Here is a 17556-nt window from a genome sequence, read left to right on the forward strand (position 1 = left end):
CTGACATGGACAACGCGACCACTCGACCTGGCCCGGCGCTGCCCGACCTGATCCATCCACGGCGACTGATCGGGGAGAGACTGTTCGATTTTTCCCGTGAGGTGGCCGTGATGGCCATCGTCAACCGCACGCCGGATTCCTTCTACGACAAGGGGGCGACCTTCGCTCTTGACGAGGCCGTCACGGCCGCCCGGCGCGCCATCCTGGACGGCGCCGACTGGGTCGACATCGGCGGGGCGAGATTCGCGCCCGGCCCGTCCATTCCGATCGAGGAGGAGATCGACCGGGTCGTCCCGGTGGTCGAGGCCCTGCGCGGCTCGGGCGTCGTCATCTCCGTCGACACCTTTCATCCCGCCGTGGCGCGCGCCAGCCTGGCCGCCGGCGCCCACGTGATCAACGACACCACCGGGGTGCACGACCCGGCCATGGCTGACGTCGTCGCGGACAGCGACGCGACGCTGGTGATCACCCACAGCCTCGCGCCGCCGCGCACACCGTGGCCGGGGCCCACCTACGGCGACGTGGTGCACGAGGTCGCAGCCTTCTTGGATGAACGGATCGAGCTGGCCCGGAGTCGCGGCGTCCCGGCATCCCGCATCATCGTTGACCCCGGGCACGACCTGAACAAGAACACCTACCACTCGCTCGAGCTGACCCGGAGGCTCGGCGAGATCACCGCCCTCGGCTACCCCACTCTGGTCGCAGTCTCGAACAAGGACTTCATCGGGGAGACGCTGAACCGTGAGCGGGGCGACCGGATCGCGGGATCGCTCGCCGCCGCCGTCTACAGCATCCTGCAGGGCGCCCGGATCGTGCGGATGCACAACGTCGTCGCCGCGGTCGACGCCGTGCGGATGACCGAGGCGATCCTGGGCTTCCGCGAACCGGCGTACGTGCGCCACAACCTGGCCTGATGATGCTGGATCGTGACGAGCTGATCATCCGTTACCGGGTGCCTGACCGCACTCTGCCGCACCTGCGAGTGAATTTTATCGCCAGCCTCGACGGCGCCGCCACCCGGGAGGGTGTGAGTGGCGGGCTCGGGAACGCCGACGACAGGCTCGTCTTCGATACCCTTCGGATGCTCGCTGACGTGATCGTGGTCGGTGCGGGCACGGTGCGCGCCGAGGGGTACGTCGGCATCCGTCAGGGCCCCGCGGATGCCGCGTGGCGGGTCCGGCACGGACTTCCGGCGCAGCTGCCCGTCGCCATCGTGTCCTCACGGCTGGACCTCGAGCCGAGCCACTCGCTGTTCGCGGACGCCGCCGTGCGGCCGCTGGTCGTGACGCACGCGGCGTCACCGCTGCGGCGACGCGCGGAGCTCGCAGAGGTGGCGGACGTGCTGGTCTGCGGGGAGGACGTCGTGGACCCGCGGCTGATGCGGGCGGAGCTGGCTCGGCGCGGTCTGGCGCAGATACTCTGCGAGGGTGGGCCGAACCTGTTCGGTGCGCTGATCGACGCCGACTGCGTCGACGAGCTGTGCCTCACCGTCAGCCCCGTGCTCGAGGGCGGCCCGGCCGGACGGATCTCCGCCGGTCCCGCCGCCATCACCCGGGAGATGTCCCTGCTGCACGTGCTGACCGCCGGGGACATGCTGTTCCTGCGCTATGCCCGCCGGAAGGCTTCCTCTCCGACCGCCTGACCGGCCGTTTCACCGCCGGTCAGACGGAGACGACCTGCGCGTCCAGATTCTGCGAGTCAAGGATCGTGTAGCTATAGCCCTGCTCGGCGAGGAAGCGCTGGCGGTTCTGGGCGAAGTCCTGGTCGACGGTGTCGCGGGCCACCAGCGTGTAGAAGTTCGCGGACAGACCGGACTCCTTCGGCCGCAGAAGCCGGCCGAGGCGCTGCGCCTCCTCCTGGCGTGAGCCGAAGGAACCCGAAACCTGGATGGCGACGGTGGCCTCCGGCAGGTCGACCGAGAAATTCGCGACCTTTGACACCACGAGCAGGTTCTCCTCGCCGACTCGGAAGGCCTGGTAGAGGCGCTCGCGCTCGTCGACAGGGGTCGCACCGGTGAGCTTGGGGGCATTCAGGGCCTCGGCGAGCTCGTCGATCTGGTCGAGGTACTGTCCGATCACGAGGATGCGTTCTCCGGGGTGCTTGGCTACCAGGCGCTTGACGACGTCGAGCTTCGCGGGTGCGGTCGCGGCCATCCGGTAGCGCTCGTCGTCGGCGGCGGCGGCATAGCTGAGTCGCTCGGACTGGGGCAGGTCGATGCGCACCTCGAAGCAGGAGGCTGGGGAGATGAAGCCCTGGGCCTCGATCTCCTTCCAGGGCGCGTCGAACCGCTTCGGGCCGATCAGGCTGAATACGTCGCCCTCGCGGCCGTCCTCGCGCACCAGGGTGGCGGTGAGGCCGAGGCGGCGGCGGGCCTGCAACTCCGCGGTCAGCTTGAACACGGGGGCCGGCAGCAGGTGCACCTCGTCGTAGATGACGAGGCCCCAGTCCATGGCGTCGAGTAGCTCGAGGTGCGCGTATTCGCCCTTCCGTTTGGCGGTGAGGATCTGGTAGGTCGCGATCGTGACCGGCTTGACCTCCTTGACCTGCCCGGAGTACTCGCCGATCTCGTCGGCGGTGAGGGTCGTGCGCTTCTGCAGTTCGTCGCGCCACTGACGGGCGGAGACCGTGTTGGTGACGAGGATGAGCGTGTTGGTCTTGGCGGTGGCCATGGCCCCGGCGCCGACCAGCGTCTTTCCGGCCCCGCAGGGCAGCACGACCACGCCGGAGCCGCCGTCGAAGAAGCTGGAGACGGCCTTGTTCTGGTAGTCCCGGAGCGCCCAACCGTCTTCCAAAAGACCGATCGGATGCGGCGTTCCCGGCGTGTAGCCGGCGAGGTCCTCGGCCGGCCAGCCCAGTTTCACCAGTTCCTGTTTGAGCTGGCCGCGCGCCCACGGCTCGACCAGGAACGAGTCCGGCGACGGATGCCCGATCAGGAGGGGCGCGATGCGCCGGGCCCCGGCGATCTCGGTGAGCACGGCCTGGTCGTTGCTCTGCAGGATGAGCTGACCCTCGGTGTCACGTTCGATGATGAGCCGGCCATACCGGCCGACCGTCTCGGTGATGTCCACGCTGACGGTCTGCGGGATGGCGAACTTCGAGTACTTTTCGAGCGTGGCCAGCATGTTGGAGGCGTCGTGCCCCGCGGCGCGGGCATTCCACAGCCCCAGCCGGGTGATGCGGTAGGTGTGGATGTGCTCGGGGGCACGCTCCAACTCGGCGAACACGGCCAGGTCGTGGCGCGCATCCTCGGCAAGAGGGTGGGCGACTTCGAGCAAAACCGTACGGTCACTTTGGACGATCAGAGGGCCATCAGACATAGCCGTCAATCCTACGCCCGGTCAGCGTGAAGGCCCGCACCTACGGCGCCGGCGTGATGCTGATAATGCTGGACAGAGGCAGCGTGCGTTCGATGTCGGCGCGACGGTCTCGGGCCCGGAAACGCCCGCCGCCCACACTGGCCGGCTCGAGCAGATAGTCGACCACCACACCGCCGGGCATGGCGATGCTGACGACGACGGTCTGCTTCGCCTTGATTGCCAGGTCGAGCTGGCGGGCGAGCCAGGCATCCGCTGCCTGGCCCTCGCCGCCATCGGCGGCACGCAGCCTCTCGACCAGGGTGACGGCCGGATCCGGGGCGTCCACCGGCACGACCCGAGCGAGCTGGTGGCGGCGCAGGTGCACGATCTCATGGGTGGCGTCCTCCGCGGCGACGGGGTAGCGCGCATCGCTGAGCGCCCAGAAGACCACGTCGGAGGGGAACCGGCTGGTCAGTCGGCTGCCCTCGGCAGGCACAAGGCCGAGGGAGGCGAGCGTCTGGTCCACGGCGATGGTGCTCAGCAGGGCCGCGTCGTCGGACTGGACATAGGCCTGGGCCGGGGACTCCATCGGGTCCGTCGGGCCGACGCGCACGCGCCCGTAGCGGGCGGCGGATTCCCGGATCAGGTAGTCGACGGGCTGTGGGATGCCGGTCAGGGAGACCGTGCGCAGGAAATCGAGCAGTGACTCCGCGCTTTCGCCGGCCGCCAGGGCGCGGTTCACGGAGTTGGCGGTGATGCGGTAGCTCAGGGCGAGTTCCCGGCTCTCCACGTCGGCGAGCCCCCGCAGGCGGCTGTCGATCGAGGGGGCGAGCGGTCCGGGGGACACGATCGACAGGTCGTTCTGCAGGTACACCGCGCCGCCGGTCGCCGGCAGCGCGGCCGCCATGGTGGCGACGGCCGCCTCGAGGTCACCGGCCAGCACCGATGCACCGGCCGGGCTGGTGGTCTGGTGGGCGGTGATGCCGATCAGTTCGGCGTCCTCGGCGAACTCGGTGACCCGGTCGTCCATCCACTGGCCGCCGGCCGGGTAGAGCCAGGCCACGAAGCTGCGCAGCACGTCGCCCCAGGACACGCCGGGCCGGCGGGCGAGTATCCCGCGCACATCCGGCGGCAGGGCCGCATGCCAGGCGTCGGCCAGGGTTGCCCAGCGGCGGGCGGTGCTCTCGAGCAGCCAGGCCTCGCCGGCTTCGGTTTCATTCCAGTAGCCGTCGGAATGGGCGATGAGTTCGGCTCGGGCCGCGGTCGCGACGAAGGAGGGCACGAATTCGAGTTCGACCCCCATCACGGCGGCCAGACGCTTGGTGTCGGGCAGGCCGAGCCCGCCCCGGCTGAGCTCCCTGGCCGGCTCGCGGGCGAGCTCGGTGACCAGTTCGGCGATGGAGGACACCGCGGCGAAGGCACGCTCCGCCGCGAGACGGTCTGTGAAGCGGGTATCGGTGGTGTCGACACTGGCCAGCGCCGCGGGTGCTGGCGTCGAAGCCAGCTCGAGCGCGGTCGGCAGGCCCAGGTCCGGCCAGGTCAGCAGTTGCGCGGCCACCGCCGGGTAGGAACTGAACCGCCCGTCGGTCAGGCGCGCGAGCATGAGGGAGTCCAATTCGGCGGCACGGCCGGCGACCTCGGCCACGTCGACGGGCGAACCTGCCAGTTCGGACAGGCGCTCGGCGAGGTCGAACAGCGACGGCGCGGCAGCCGTGCCGACCTCCGTTCCCTGGCTGAGCTCACCGGCGACGGCGAGAACGGCGAGGGTGGCCCGATCGAGCCGTGCCAGCACCCGTTGGATTGCGGTTGGTTCGAGGAGAGCCTCGGCCAGGTCGAAGAAATCACGGATGCCCGTGGCCGAGACCATGCGGATGTCGATCGTGCGACGCAACGTTGCGTCATCCAGCGCCCGAAGGCGCGAAGCGAGTGTGAGCATTGCTACTCCTTATTCTGTCGTGCCTCACGAGCGCGACGCATGCCGGACATCACCATGAGGACGATGATCAGCACGAATCCGAGAGGCAATCCAAACAGCGGCAAAGCAAGCACCGCCGGCCAGACCCCCTGGCCGAAACCGTTGTCCGCCCCGGCCCCGGCCGCTGTGCCGAGGATGACGGCAAGGAACGCGAGGATGGACAGACCCACCACACCCGCAACCATGTAAGCAAGGATGCGTTCGAGCCGGCTCGCGGCGGGTGGAATTTGATTGGTCACAGACTCAAGGATACGGGGCGGGAACCGGTCCGACCGAATAGGCTGGGGGTGGTTGGCGCGCAATCCGCGCGCCCGGAATCCAGCGAGGTCCAGATGCCCACCGGCAAGGTCAAGTTCTACGACGAGGAGAAAGGTTTCGGCTTCATCACCTCTGATGACGGCCACGAGGTCTTTCTCCACGCTTCTGCACTGCCCGCCGGAGTCACGGTCAAGGCAGGAACGAAGCTCGAATTCGGCATCGCCGACGGCAAGCGGGGCGCTCAGGCGCTGTCCGTTCGCGTTCTCGAGGCACCGCCGAGCCTGGTCAAACTCAGCCGCAAGCCGGCTGACGACATGGCCGTCATTGTCGAGGACCTGGTGAAACTCCTCGACGGCATCGGAGCGAGCCTGCGTCGCGGCCGCTACCCCGACAAAACCCACAGCCACAAGATCGCGGCCATGCTGCGCAAGGTCGCGGAGGAACTCGATGCCTGAGGCCGCTGCCGACGAGCGCCTGCTGTCCGCGGTCGACCAGGCGCGCACCGCGCTGCTGGAGATCACGCCGGCCGACAGCATCGGCGAACCCCTCGGCCACCTTGTCGAAGGCGAGCATGTGCTCTCGCTGCTGTTCGACTGCAACCTGTCCGGCTACCCGGGCTGGCGTTGGACGGTCACCCTCGCCCGGGTGGACAAGAGCTCCGAGCCGTCGGTTCTGGAAGCCGAGCTCACGCCGGGCGACGACGCCCTGATCGCGCCGGAGTGGGTGCCGTGGTCTGACCGCCTGGCCGACTACCGCACGGCCCAGGAACTGGCTGCGGCCGTGGCCGACGCCGAGGCGTTGGGCGATGATGACGAATCGGACGACGACGACGAATCTGACGACGAGGACGAATCTGACGACGACGATGACGGCGATGACGGCGACGAGTCAGACGACGACGAAGACCGCGGCGAAGATGTGCTTGACGGGATCGACTTCGGTGCGGCCCTAACGGCGCCGGAACCGTACCCAGGCAATCCCGAGCAGGCCGAGGCCGAGGCCGATGAGGGCAGCCCAGAGCCACCAGCCCACCCCGGCGGCGGCGAGTTCGTCCCGGAAGACGAGCGCGAGCGCGAGCGCCACTAGCCAGCCGGCGGAGCCCGCAAGGAAAGCCTTGCGGGAATTCGTTCGAGCCGGCAGCGGGTCTGGCCGACGCTCACTGTCTCTCAGCCAGAGCCGCATGTCGAGGCCTACTTGCCCAGGTTCTGCACCACGAACTCGATCGAGCGGACGAGCTGGCGCACGTCTCCGGGCTCGATCGCGGTGAAGGTGGCAACCCGCAACTGGTTGCGGCCGAGCTTGCGGTAGGGCTCGGTGTCGGAGATCCCGTTGGCGCGCAGGGTCTTGGCGATGGCGGCGGCATCGATCGCGTCGTCGAAGTCGATCGTCGCGACCACCTGTGACCGGTGCTCCGGGTCGGTGACATACGGCGTCGCGAACGGCACGCTCTCGGCCCAGTCGTAGAGAACGGATGACGATTCAAGGGTGCGCGCGGACGCCCACGCCAGGCCGCCGCTTCCGTTGATCCAGTCGAGCTGGTTCTCGATCAAAAGAAGCGTGGCCACGGCCGGAGTGTTCAGAGTCTGGTTGAGGCGCGAGTTGTCGATCGCGTTCTTCAGGCTGAGGAACTCGGGAATGTAGCGCCCGCTCGCGGCGATCTGCTCGACGCGCTCGATCGCGGCGGGGGAGAAGAGCGCCATCCACAGGCCTCCGTCGGAGGCGAGGTTTTTCTGCGGCGCGAAGTAGTAGACATCCGCCTGGTCGGCCTCGTAGTCGATACCGGCCGCCGCGCTGGTGGCGTCGATCACCGTCAGGGCGTTGGGGTCGGCAACCACGCGGGTGACCGGAGCCATGACGCCGGTCGAGGTCTCGTTCTGGGGCCAGGCGTAGACGTCGACACCCTCGGTCACGACGAACTCGCTGCGCGATCCGGCCGGGGCCTTGACCACGTCGGGCGCTTCGAGGAACGGAGCGGCCGCGGCCGCGGCGAACTTGCCGCCGAACTCGCCGAAGACGAGGTTCTGGCTGCGGCGGAGAATAAGGGAGAACGCGGCGGCGTCCCAGAACGCGGTGGACCCGCCGTTGCCGATAATGACTTCATAACCGGCAGGGGCGCGAAGGAGGTCCGCGAGGCCGGTGCGCACGCGACCGACCAAGTTCTTGACGGGTGCCTGGCGATGGGAGGTGCCCATCACACTCGCGCTGAACTCTAAGAGGTGTTCGAGTTGTCCTTTTCGAACTTTCGACGGGCCGCAGCCAAATCGTCCATCATCGGGCAGAAGTTCCGTGGGAATTATCAGGTTCGACATAGGGCGATTCTAACGGCCGCTCTCGCGGCGATAAGGTTGGGCAGTACGCACCGAGCCGAGAGGAACGCTGGGCATGACGGATCTCATCGACACCACCGAAATGTACCTCCGCACGATTCTCGATCTCGAAGAGGAGCACATCGTTCCCCTCCGAGCACGCATCTCGGAACGCCTCGGGCACTCCGGGCCGACCGTATCGCAGACCGTGGCCCGGATGGAACGGGATGGCCTCGTAGTCGTCTCCGGCGACCGGCACCTCGAGCTCACCGTCGACGGACGCAGCAAGGCCGTGCATGTGATGCGCAAACATCGGCTTGCGGAACGCCTGCTCAGCGACGTAATCGGGCTCGAATGGGAATTCGTCCACGACGAAGCATGCCGCTGGGAGCATGTGATGAGTGAGCGGGTGGAGCGCAAAATCCTGGAGATGCTCGATCACCCGACCGAGTCTCCGTATGGCAACCCCATCCCCGGCCTCGATGAGCTGGGCGATTCGCCGGCCGTCGCGTTCATGGCCGGGGTGACGAGCCTCGTCGACCTGGTCGCCGGATCTGCCGGTCCGGTCACCGCCGTGGTGCGCCGTCTGGGCGAACCCGTTCAGGTCGACCCCGAGCTCCTGGCCCAGCTGAAAAACTCCGGTGTGCTCCCCGGGGCCACGGGGGTTTTCTCCGCCGTGGGCTCCTATGTGCTCGTGCAGGTGCATGGGTTCGAGGACGGACTGGAACTGCCCAACGAGGTCGCCGGCCACATCTTCGTCGCCACGCCGGCAGCGGTCGCCTAGCCATTCGGCGGTCACCGCCTGCCCCGTCACCATTGATCACTCGCCCCACAATTTTGTTATCAATATGTTAGAAAAAGTAGCCTGCGGCGTGACAAACGGATGAGCGTCAGTTAGCTTGGAGTCGTCCACAGTCCAGATTCCGGTCGACGGACACGGATCAAGACGCCTTTCTTGCCCGTCTCTTGATTCGTTCCTTACACACGCGACGAGCGCAGTCGACGGGGCAACTACCTAGTGTTGTCGAGGCGTCGGAGGTAATCACTTTGGCCGCATTAGGTAAGAAGATCTTCCGTCGAGCCCCGAACTCGGTAGCCACCACCGGATCCATCACCAGCCCTCCCATCACCCGCGCTTCCATCACCAACGACAATGAACACGCGGAGCTCAGCCACTATCGGGCCGCCAGTCCCCGTTCCGGCCGGCGGTCACGCCGCCGAGGCGCCGTGGCGAACATCGTGTTCATGACTCTCGCCGGCGGCCTCGTCGCGACCATGGCCATCCCGGCCTATGCGTTCGCGCCGACCGAAAAGGAGTACGCGTCAACGGCCTCGGCCGAGTTGACCGAATCGGGTGCGCAGTCCGTGGCGGTCGCCGCCGCGGCCGATACCGTGAGCGTCGCGCGCGACGGGTTCACCGCCACCACCCCCGAGGAACTGGCAGCGGCAGCGGCCGCAGCAGCGGCGGCCGTTGCCGCGTCCGAGGCAGCGGCAGCCGAGGGGCGCCGACAGGAAGCCGCGGCCGCGATGACCTCCTATGCCGCGTCGTATTCCGGTCCGTCGTCGGCCGACTACCTGGCTGCCCCGGCATACCCGAATTTCGACCTGGCATCCGTCTACAGTGTCGCGGCCGGCTACCAGGGTGTCCCCTATGTCTACGGCGGGGCCACCCCGGCCGGCTTCGATTGTTCCGGTTTCATCATGTACGTCTACGCGCAGTTCGGCATCTCGCTGCCGCATTCCTCGACCGGGCAGGGCGCGGCGGGCACCCGAATCCCCGAATCTGAGGCTCAGCCGGGTGACCTCGTCATCATGGACGGCCACGACGGGTTCTATGCAGGCAACGGCAACATCCTGCATGCGCCGTATGAGGGGGCGGCCGTGCGCGTGCAGCCGATCTGGACCAGCTCGTACTACATCGTGCGGCTCGGCATCTGAGCCTGCCGGAAGATCCGAGCCGGCCGGCTGCCAGATGAATGTTTCGTAACACCTAGCACATTCGGCGTCCCGCACTTCGCGGTGGCGCCGAATGTGGGTTAACCTGTTGCTCTGATGTTTTGCGAGTTTTCGGGAGAGCCCATGCGCGAGCGGCGCACGATCCACACCATGGATGTGCGCTGCCGCTCCGCGCTGCGGCAGAGCAGTCGAGCAAACTTGAGTTGCGCGTGTCAGGGACACCGTGTGGCCGGTAGGGCGTTGTCATGGTGACGGCGCCCTTTTTGTTTGCCTGTTCGCTCCTTCTCACTGACTGTCGTAGTTCGAATGGCTGGAAGCCGTCCAGCCCTTTTCGAAAGGGAACGCATGCGCACACTGGTCCTCAATGCGGGGTATGAGCCCCTTGCCGTGGTGTCCTTCAAACGAGCACTCGTGCTGGTCATGAATCACAAGGCAACGATCGTGCAGGCCGACCAGGGGCATCCGATCTGTGCCGCCTCCGGTTCCTGGGAGCGACCGAGCGTCATCTTGCTCACGCGTTACGTGCGCATCCCTCGGTCCAGGGCCGTGCCGGTCAGCCGTCGCGGCGTGTTGCGCCGGGACGAGCATCGCTGCGGGTACTGCGGCAAGACCGCCAGCACGATCGACCACGTAATGCCTCGGTCGCGCGGAGGTCGGGACACCTGGGACAACCTCGTGGCCTGCTGCCTGCGCTGCAACAACCTAAAAAGCGACCGGACGCCGGCCGAGATGGGCTGGAAACTCTTGTTCCACCCGGGATTGCCGGTCGGCACGACCTGGGTGGTGCGCGGCGCTGAGCGGCCGTTACCGCAGTGGGATGAATTCCTTGCTCCTGCCGCCTGACCCGCGAATGTAACAGGGATGTAACGCCCGAAGGTGACTTCCCGATCGCCGTCGCCTATGGTTGAGGAGCGCCGAACCTCGATCTCGGTGCGTTAGAGGATCTTCTTTTGCCCCAACCCGGCGTACCCGGCACTTCTGGTTCGCCAGAGACCCCGATTTTTCCGCTCTCGCGCCGCGAACTGCGTGCGCAGCGTGAGGCGGCAGAGACCCGAGCCGACGCCACCGTGAACACTCCGGTGCGCATGGACGTGCCGGTGGCTGTGCGCATTCCCGATGCGGTTGCGGTGGCGGAAACCAAGGCTCTGGACCTCGAAAAGGCATCGATCGCGGCGCGGAGCAACCGGCTCAATCCGGTCGCTTCCCCGCGGGTCGCACCGGCCGTCAGCCGCCCGGTGCCCCGGTCGCGCCGCCGGCGGCCCATGAAAATCGCCGTGACCCTGCTGGCCATTCCGGGACTGTTCCTCACCGCCGGCCTTCCGGCCTATGCGTTCGCGCCCGGTTCGAGCGACACCGCCTCGACGACTTCGCGGGTTGCCGACACGCAGGGCGTCACGGTGGACAGTGGCGCCGCAGCCATCACCGTCGCTCGCGACGGTTTCACGGCGACCACGAGCGAGGAACTCGCCCAGCGGGATGCCGAGGCCAAGCGTGCGCTGGCCGCCCAGCAGACCGCCGAGGCAGCCCGATCGGCTGCCACCGACTTCGCTGTATACAGCGTGCGTGCCAAGGGCGACGACTACCCGTGGTTCGACCGGGCCACCGACACCCAGGGCGGCGGGCTGTCTCCGCTTGGCTACTATTACCGCGAATGCGTGGACTTCGTGGCATATCGGCTCAACCGCGACGCCGGGTCGACCGGCTCCCCGTGGACCTGGACCTGGAGCAAGCTCACCCCCAGCGGCGGCAACGCGAGCAACTGGGCCAGCGCCTGGGCTGACCAGGGCTGGGCCACCGGCGACACTCCCGTCGTCGGCGCGGTCGCCTGGTTCAACTACAACCACGTGGCCTACGTGCAGTCGGTCAACAGCGACGGCTCGGTCATTCTCGAGGAATACAACTGGAACGGCAGTCACGCGTACAACACGCGCACCGTGTCGGCCAGTGAGGTTCCGCTCTTCCTGTACCCGCCGACGTAAGCGCGTCGCAGCGGTGCGCTGCGGCGCCGGCAGACAACCACTAAACTTCAGTAGCCAGCCTCTGTAGCTCAACGGAAGAGCAGTTCCGTCCTAAGGAAACGGTTGGGGGTTCGAATCCCTCCAGGGGCACCACTAATCATCGGTCGATGCCGACCGACCAGCACATCGCCCTTGTGTCGACGTGTCCACGGAGCGGTCGACTTCCTCCTTTAAAGTCGGGGAATTTCCCGTTTCGTCACGGAAATAGTGTGATTGATCTGATGTGCAGATTTGGTTTGAATTCCTTCCCGGAGTCAATGAAACTAATCGAACTCACTCAGCGGCGGCGCAACGGATGCGCGCACGAATCGATCGCTGGCGAAGCCGAGGAGAGCACCCATGGCAAAAATAGCGTGCGCGAAAAAAGCGAGCGAGCACCGGCGTCCGACGATTCCCGCAAACCCGACTCGCTGAGCGAGATCGCCAAGCCGTCCTGGTGGTATGTGCTGCATCAGCAGCCCCGTCCCGTCCTGGTGACGCTTGATCAGGACGTAGACCCGGCCTCGCGATATCCCCAGTGAAAGCGCTGCAGCGTCGACCGCAGCCCTGCCCACAGTTCCCCGCTCGGGCAGTTCAGCTCGTCGCCGGCGGTCGGCGTCGCCCTCGTCGTCGGGATCCTGTTGGCGCTGTGGTCGGCATCCGGGTGCGTCGGCGCGTTCAGCCGGGATCGCAATCCTGTACTAGGCAACCTCAACGCCCAGCAGCCCAAGTTCCGATGGATCAGCCTGGGTGCGTTACTCGCATTCCTCACTCTGGTATCTCCTCATTCCTGTTCGGCCTCTACGTCACTATTTTCCCCAACTACGACCGCACGTATGATTCCCTGGCCGGCATCGTGGTGTTCCTGCTCTGGCTGTGGATAGCCAACCTCGCCCTGCTCTTCGGTGCCGAATTCGACGCCGAGCTGGAACAAGGCCGTGAGCTGCAGGCGGGCATCGCCGCAGAAGAAGAACTTCAGCTGCCGCCGCGGGACACCCGCAAGAGCGACAAGGCCGCTGACAAGGTACAAGAGGGCATCGCGATCGGCCGACGGTTGCGGCTGAACAGACGAACGAGTGACGACAGCGAGTCGAAGAAGAAGAAATAGGGCGACGGCCGGGAACCGGTTGGGGATTCGAATCCTTCCAGGGACACCCAGCGTCCGCGCACGGATGGCGAGGTCCGGATTGCTCCCAACCTCGCCTCCGGGTGTCACTGAGCGTCGTTCCCCGGGGCGCTCCAGGCCCTAGTTGTAGAGCATCCCGCCGTCGACGAGCAGGACCTGGCCGGTGACGTAGTCGGAGTCGGGGCCGGCGAAGAACGACACGATCTTGGCGACGTCCTCCGGGGTCTCGATGCGGCCGAGCGCGATGCCGTCGACGTTTTCCTTGAGGTTCTGGCCGAGCGGCTTGCCGTTGATGGCGCTGAGCTTCTCGTCGATCAGGTCCCACATGCCGGTGCCGACGATGCCGGGGGCGTAGGCGTTGACCGTGATGCCCCGAGGTGCGAGCTCCTGGGCGGCAGCCTGAGTGATGCCGCGGACGGCGAACTTCGAGGCCGAGTAGGCGCCGAGGATGGGGAAGCCCTGGATGGCGGCGATGGAGGCGGCGTTGATGATCTTGCCGGCGTGGCCGAGTTCGTCGAGCTTCGCGACCGCGGCCTGGATCCCCCAGACGACGCTGTTCACGTTGATGCGGAAGATCTTCTCCAGATCGTCCGCCGTGACCTCGAGCATGGGCGTGACCTGGGCGATGCCGGCGTTGTTGACGATCACGTCGAATCCGCCGAGCTTCTCGGCCGCGGTGTCGACGGCGGCGAACACATCATCGCGGTTGGAGACGTCGGCGGTGACGAAGACGGCCCTGCGCCCGAAAGCCTCGATTTCGGCGACGACACCGGCCCCCTTTTCTGCCTGGAAGTCGAGGTCGGCGACGGCGATGTCGAAGCCGTCCTGGGCGAGGCGGAGTGCGATGCCGCGTCCGATTCCCTGCCCGGCTCCGGTGACGAGTGCGACTTTGTTCGAAACGGTCATGGTATTTCTCATTTCTGGTTCGGGCATGCTGAGCGCCGTTTGGCGTCGTTGGCCCGCAGCCCTGACGGTGTCGGTCAGACGATCATCCGGACCCCTTCAGGCTAGGCGACAGTTCTGTCGACCGGTTCGCCGATGTTATCCGGTCACGCGGTACACGCCTCAGCAGCTAGCGTCGATGTATACGATCACCACACTCCGGTCGTCTCCGATGATGCACACGTCCCGGAGACCACCTTGTCTGGAGTGCCTCATGATTTCCCCCCGCATCGCGTTCGTCGACGCCGACGGCACGCTCATGGAGACCGGCTCGATGATCGCGGAGTCGGCGATCGACGCGGTGCGCGCCGCCCGGCACAACGGGCACCTGGTGTACCTCAGCACCGGACGGGCGTCCGTGGAGATCTACCCCGCGATCCGCGACATCGGATTCGACGGTTTCATCAGCTCCGGCGGCGGGTTCGCGGAGATCGGCGATGAGCTCGTGATCGAACGCACGATGCCCGAAGCGGCCGTGGCCCGCATGATCAGCTTCTATGAGGAGTCAGGGTACGACTTCTACCTGCAGTCCTTTGACGAGCTGTTTCCGAGCCCCGGCGTGCATGACCGCTTCGCGGACTACTACGCGTCCGGCGAAAAGCGGAAGGCGGGAGCCGGGTATGCGACGGCATCCGTCACCGGTGCCGTCGCACACCCGGCGCTGAAGGCCTTCGCCGATGTGCGCCCCTTCAGCCTCACGGGCATCGCGAAGTCGGTGTTCCTCGCCGGCGACCTCCGGGCGTACGACCGGGTGTCGGACGCGCTCAGCGGAGACTTCCATGTCATCACCGGAACCATCCCGCACATGGGGCGCGGCAGCGGCGAGGTGACGCTGAATGGTGTGAACAAGGGCTCCACGATCCTGCGGCTCCTCGACCGGCTCGGCCTCGACGCGGCATCCGCCCTCGGCATCGGTGACAGCAGCAACGACATCGAGATGCTGCAGGTCTGCGGGGTCGGCATCGCCATGGGCAACGCCTCGGATGCCGTCAAGGCCTACGCCGACGAGGTCACCACCACCGTGCAGGGCGACGGCGTCTGGAACGCCTTCCGCCGCCATGGTCTGATCTGACGCGTCGCGGCACCCGTCGCCGGTGTCACCGTAACCGGACACCTCCCTGTTACCTGCGGGTTCTAAACTGGTGGCGCGCGGTGGCTGGCACCGCGACCTGGACGAGGAGCCTGCGTGACCCTGACCCCGATTGAGCCCGGCCAGGACGTGCTCGAGGCCGGACACCGCGCGGCGCCGGCCCGCACCCTGGTCGACATCCTGCTCGCGACCGCCGGTCGGCATCCGGGCGCGCTCGCCCTCGAAGACGTCGACGGGGCGATCAACTACCGGGATCTGGTGCGCCTGGTCACCGAGCAGGCGGAGCAGCTCAGTCGCCGCGGGGTGCGCCGCGGCGACACCGTCGGCATCCGGATCCCGTCGGGAACCCGGGAACTGTATCTCTCCATTCTGGCGACCCTCCTGGTCGGCGCCTCCTACGTGCCCGTCGACGCCGACGACCCCGAGGAACGCGCCCGGCTCGTCTTCGGCGAGGCCCGGGTCGTGGGCGTGATCGGGGCGGGCGGCGTGTTCGAGGTGCGCACCGGCATCGACGCGGAGATGTTCGCCGAACGGATGCTGGCGCCCGGGGACGACCTGGCCCTCGCCGGCACGATCGGCGCCATGCCGGCCCCCGACGACGATGCCTGGGTGATCTTCACCTCGGGCTCCACCGGGGTGCCCAAGGGGGTGGCGGTGGCCCACCGCTCCGCCGCCGCGTTCGTCGACGGGGAGGCCGACCTGTTCCTCCGGTCGGACCCGATCGGTCCCGCGGACCGGGTGCTGGCCGGCCTTTCTGTGGCCTTCGACGCCTCCTGCGAGGAGATGTGGCTGGCCTGGCGGAACGGTGCCTGCCTCGTCTCGGCGCCCCGCTCCCTGGTGCGCTCGGGGGTCGACCTGGGCCCGTGGTTGATCAAGCACGGCATCACCGTGGTGTCGACGGTGCCGACCCTCGCGGCCCTGTGGCCGGAGGAATCGCTGGAGCGGGTGCGGCTGCTGATCTTCGGCGGCGAAGCCTGCCCACCCGAGCTCGCCTCGCGCCTCGCCGTGCGCGGCCGGGAGGTCTGGAACACGTATGGCCCGACCGAGGCCACCGTCGTCGCCTGCGCCGCCCTGCTCGACGGCCGCGGGCCGGTGCGGATCGGGCTTCCTCTGGCCGGCTGGAACCTTGCCGTGGTGGACGCCGCCGGTGCCCGGGTGGCCCACGGCGAGACCGGGGAGCTCATTATCGGCGGGGTCGGGCTGGCCCGCTACCTCGACGCCGGCAAGGACACCGAGAAGTACGCCCCGCATACCGAGCTGGGCTGGCACCGCGCCTACCGCAGCGGCGACCTGGTGCGCTACGAGCGCGAGGGTCTCGTGTTCGTCGGCCGGGCCGATGACCAGGTCAAGCTCGGCGGCCGGCGTATCGAACTCGGCGAGATCGAGGCGGCCCTGCGCGCGCTCCCGGGGGTGGCCGGAGCGGCCGCGGTCGTGCAGAGAACCCCGGCCGGCAACCAGATCCTGGTCGGCTACCTGGCCCAGGTGGAGGGGGCCCTCTTCGACCGGGCGGCCGCCAACATTCGTCTGCGCGAAGAATTGCCGGCCGCGCTCGTGCCGCTGGTGCACGTCGTCGACGAGCTGCCCACGCGTACCTCCGGCAAGGTGGACCGCGGTGCCCTGCCCTGGCCCCTTCCCGCCACCGGGGGTGAGCAGGCGGAGGCCTTCTCGCCGACGGCGGCGTGGCTTGCCGTCGGCTGGGCCGCCATCCTCGGGGTGTCGGCCGACGGCCCCGACGCGGACTTCTTCGCCCACGGCGGCGGGTCGCTCTCCGCGGCCCAGTTCGTGTCGACCGTCCGCGAGCGGTTCCCCGACACCCGAGTCTCCGACATCTACGACTACCCCCGGATCGGTTCCCTCGCCGACGAGCTCGACGGACGCGCACCCGCGGCGGCGAGTATCGTGCGGGAGGTTCAGCCGGTGCCCCGGCGCAGCCGCCTCGCCATCACCCTGCTGGGCGTGCCGCTGCACGTGCTGGTCGGCGCGCGCTGGCTGGTCTACCTCTCGGCGGCGAACAACCTGCTCGCGGGCTGGTCAGGCGCCTCCTTCGCGCCCACCATCTCCTGGTGGTGGGTGGCGCTCGGGTTCGTGCTCTTCGTCACCCCGCCCGGCAAAATGGCCATCTCCGTCGTCGCCGCCCGGCTGCTGCTGCGCGGCGTGGAGCCCGGCAACTATCCGCGCGGCGGATCGGTGCACCTGCGCCTCTGGCTCGCCGAACAGGTGGCACTGCTCTCGGATGCCGTGAGCCTGGCCGGTGCCCCCTGGATCAGCTACTACGCCAGGGCTCTCGGCGCCCGCATCGGCACCGACGTCGACCTGCACTCCCTGCCGCCGGTAACCGGAATGCTGGACATCGGTGCCGGGGCAGCCATCGAACCCGAGACCGACCTGTCCGGCTACTGGATCGACGGCGACGTGCTGCGCATCGGGCCGGTGCGGATCGGCGCCGGCGCCACGGTCGGCTCCCGCAGCGCACTGCTCGGCGGCGCCGACATCGGGCGGGGCGCCGTAATCGAGCCGGGCTCGGCCGTCTCCGGACCGGTGCCGCCGGGTGAACGCTGGGCCGGGTCCCCGGCCGCCCGCATGGGCGCCGCCCGCGGCTCGTGGCCGGCC

16 protein-coding genes, 1 tRNA gene and 2 pseudogenes are annotated in these 17556 nt (G+C 67.8%); 13 read left to right on the forward strand and 6 right to left on the reverse strand.

The features are described 5' to 3' along the window. The first annotated feature begins 5 nt into the window (after positions 1 to 5). Together folP and E3O28_RS01825 are read left to right on the forward strand one after the other, a co-directional pair. Entirely contained in the window at positions 6 to 914 is a 909-nt protein-coding gene (gene folP / locus E3O28_RS01820) for a dihydropteroate synthase (RefSeq protein ID WP_104171865.1), read from the forward strand. Further along, entirely contained in the window at positions 914 to 1642 is a 729-nt protein-coding gene (locus E3O28_RS01825) for a pyrimidine reductase family protein (protein ID WP_134373905.1), read from the forward strand. The genes folP and E3O28_RS01825 overlap by 1 nt, the downstream gene beginning before the upstream one ends. Before the next feature lie 19 nt (positions 1643 to 1661). Here the strand turns inward: E3O28_RS01825 and E3O28_RS01830 are convergent, their stop codons facing one another. From E3O28_RS01830 to E3O28_RS01840, 3 genes are read right to left on the reverse strand one after another with little or no spacing between them, the layout of a single operon-like run. Next, complete coding sequence (locus tag E3O28_RS01830) at positions 1662 to 3317, reverse strand: DNA repair helicase XPB (protein ID WP_104100124.1); 1656 nt, start codon at positions 3315 to 3317, stop codon at positions 1662 to 1664. A gap of 40 nt (positions 3318 to 3357) precedes the next feature. Next, entirely contained in the window at positions 3358 to 5232 is a 1875-nt protein-coding gene (locus tag E3O28_RS01835; protein WP_134342240.1) for a helicase-associated domain-containing protein, read from the reverse strand. 2 nt (positions 5233 to 5234) lie between these two features. Further along, positions 5235 to 5510: a hypothetical protein gene (locus tag E3O28_RS01840; protein WP_134342241.1), complete on the reverse strand. Its 276-nt coding sequence runs from the start codon at positions 5508 to 5510 to the stop codon at positions 5235 to 5237. 93 nt (positions 5511 to 5603) lie between these two features. On the opposite strand from E3O28_RS01840, the gene E3O28_RS01845 reads away from it, so the two are divergent. Together E3O28_RS01845 and E3O28_RS16800 are read left to right on the forward strand one after the other, a co-directional pair. Next, the gene (locus E3O28_RS01845; RefSeq protein ID WP_104171911.1) at positions 5604 to 5984 is read left to right on the forward strand and encodes a cold shock domain-containing protein; all 381 of its coding nucleotides are present in this window, start codon (positions 5604 to 5606) and stop codon (positions 5982 to 5984) included. Next, a complete protein-coding gene (locus E3O28_RS16800; protein WP_134415087.1) occupies positions 5977 to 6615 on the forward strand; it encodes a DUF3027 domain-containing protein in 639 nt (212 codons plus the stop codon). The genes E3O28_RS01845 and E3O28_RS16800 overlap by 8 nt, the downstream gene beginning before the upstream one ends. On the opposite strand, the pseudogene E3O28_RS01855 reads toward E3O28_RS16800, so the two are convergent. Continuing rightward, positions 6541 to 6711, reverse strand: a pseudogene (locus E3O28_RS01855) (DUF2530 domain-containing protein); the annotation flags it as partial. The gene E3O28_RS16800 and the pseudogene E3O28_RS01855 sit on opposite strands and share 75 nt — an antisense overlap. 8 nt (positions 6712 to 6719) lie before the next feature. Beyond that, entirely contained in the window at positions 6720 to 7838 is a 1119-nt protein-coding gene (gene serC / locus E3O28_RS01860) for a phosphoserine transaminase (protein WP_104100120.1), read from the reverse strand. 73 nt (positions 7839 to 7911) lie between these two features. On the opposite strand from serC, the gene E3O28_RS01865 reads away from it, so the two are divergent. From E3O28_RS01865 to E3O28_RS16640, 7 genes and pseudogenes are all read left to right on the forward strand, one after another. Then, positions 7912 to 8619 (forward strand): metal-dependent transcriptional regulator, encoded by a 708-nt coding sequence (locus E3O28_RS01865; protein WP_134342244.1) that lies wholly within the window; start codon positions 7912 to 7914, stop codon positions 8617 to 8619. A 263-nt stretch (positions 8620 to 8882) separates the two neighbouring features. After that, entirely contained in the window at positions 8883 to 9773 is an 891-nt protein-coding gene (locus E3O28_RS16630) for a C40 family peptidase (protein ID WP_241972971.1), read from the forward strand. Positions 9774 to 10136: 363 nt separating this feature from the next. Beyond that, positions 10137 to 10634, forward strand: a complete 498-nt coding sequence (locus E3O28_RS01875; protein ID WP_104100118.1) for an HNH endonuclease — start codon at positions 10137 to 10139, stop codon at positions 10632 to 10634. A 107-nt stretch (positions 10635 to 10741) separates the two neighbouring features. Next, the gene (locus E3O28_RS01880; protein WP_134415089.1) at positions 10742 to 11770 is read left to right on the forward strand and encodes a CHAP domain-containing protein; all 1029 of its coding nucleotides are present in this window, start codon (positions 10742 to 10744) and stop codon (positions 11768 to 11770) included. Between the two features lie 57 nt (positions 11771 to 11827). Continuing rightward, positions 11828 to 11902: transfer RNA gene (locus E3O28_RS01885), tRNA-Arg, on the forward strand. A 116-nt stretch (positions 11903 to 12018) separates the two neighbouring features. Continuing rightward, positions 12019 to 12330: a hypothetical protein gene (locus E3O28_RS16635; RefSeq protein ID WP_198411521.1), complete on the forward strand. Its 312-nt coding sequence runs from the start codon at positions 12019 to 12021 to the stop codon at positions 12328 to 12330. Positions 12331 to 12390: 60 nt separating this feature from the next. Continuing rightward, a pseudogene (locus E3O28_RS16640) lies at positions 12391 to 12896 on the forward strand (YihY/virulence factor BrkB family protein); the annotation flags it as partial. A gap of 138 nt (positions 12897 to 13034) precedes the next feature. Here E3O28_RS16640 and E3O28_RS01895 read toward each other — a convergent pair. After that, positions 13035 to 13820, reverse strand: coding sequence for an acetoin reductase (locus E3O28_RS01895; protein ID WP_104100116.1), 786 nt, complete (start codon positions 13818 to 13820; stop codon positions 13035 to 13037). 250 nt (positions 13821 to 14070) lie between these two features. Between E3O28_RS01895 and E3O28_RS01900 the strand changes: the two genes are divergently transcribed. Both E3O28_RS01900 and E3O28_RS01905 read left to right on the forward strand, forming a co-directional pair. Continuing rightward, on the forward strand, positions 14071 to 14928 hold the full coding sequence (locus E3O28_RS01900) for a Cof-type HAD-IIB family hydrolase (RefSeq protein ID WP_166784707.1): 858 nt from the start codon (positions 14071 to 14073) through the stop codon (positions 14926 to 14928). A 120-nt stretch (positions 14929 to 15048) separates the two neighbouring features. Then, positions 15049 to 17556 (forward strand): non-ribosomal peptide synthetase (locus E3O28_RS01905; RefSeq protein WP_134415091.1); only part of this gene is annotated, 2508 nt, incomplete at its 3' end.

This window comes from Cryobacterium sp. TMT2-14, from assembly GCF_004402465.1.
GTDB classification, from domain to species: Bacteria; Actinomycetota; Actinomycetes; order Actinomycetales; family Microbacteriaceae; genus Cryobacterium; species Cryobacterium sandaracinum.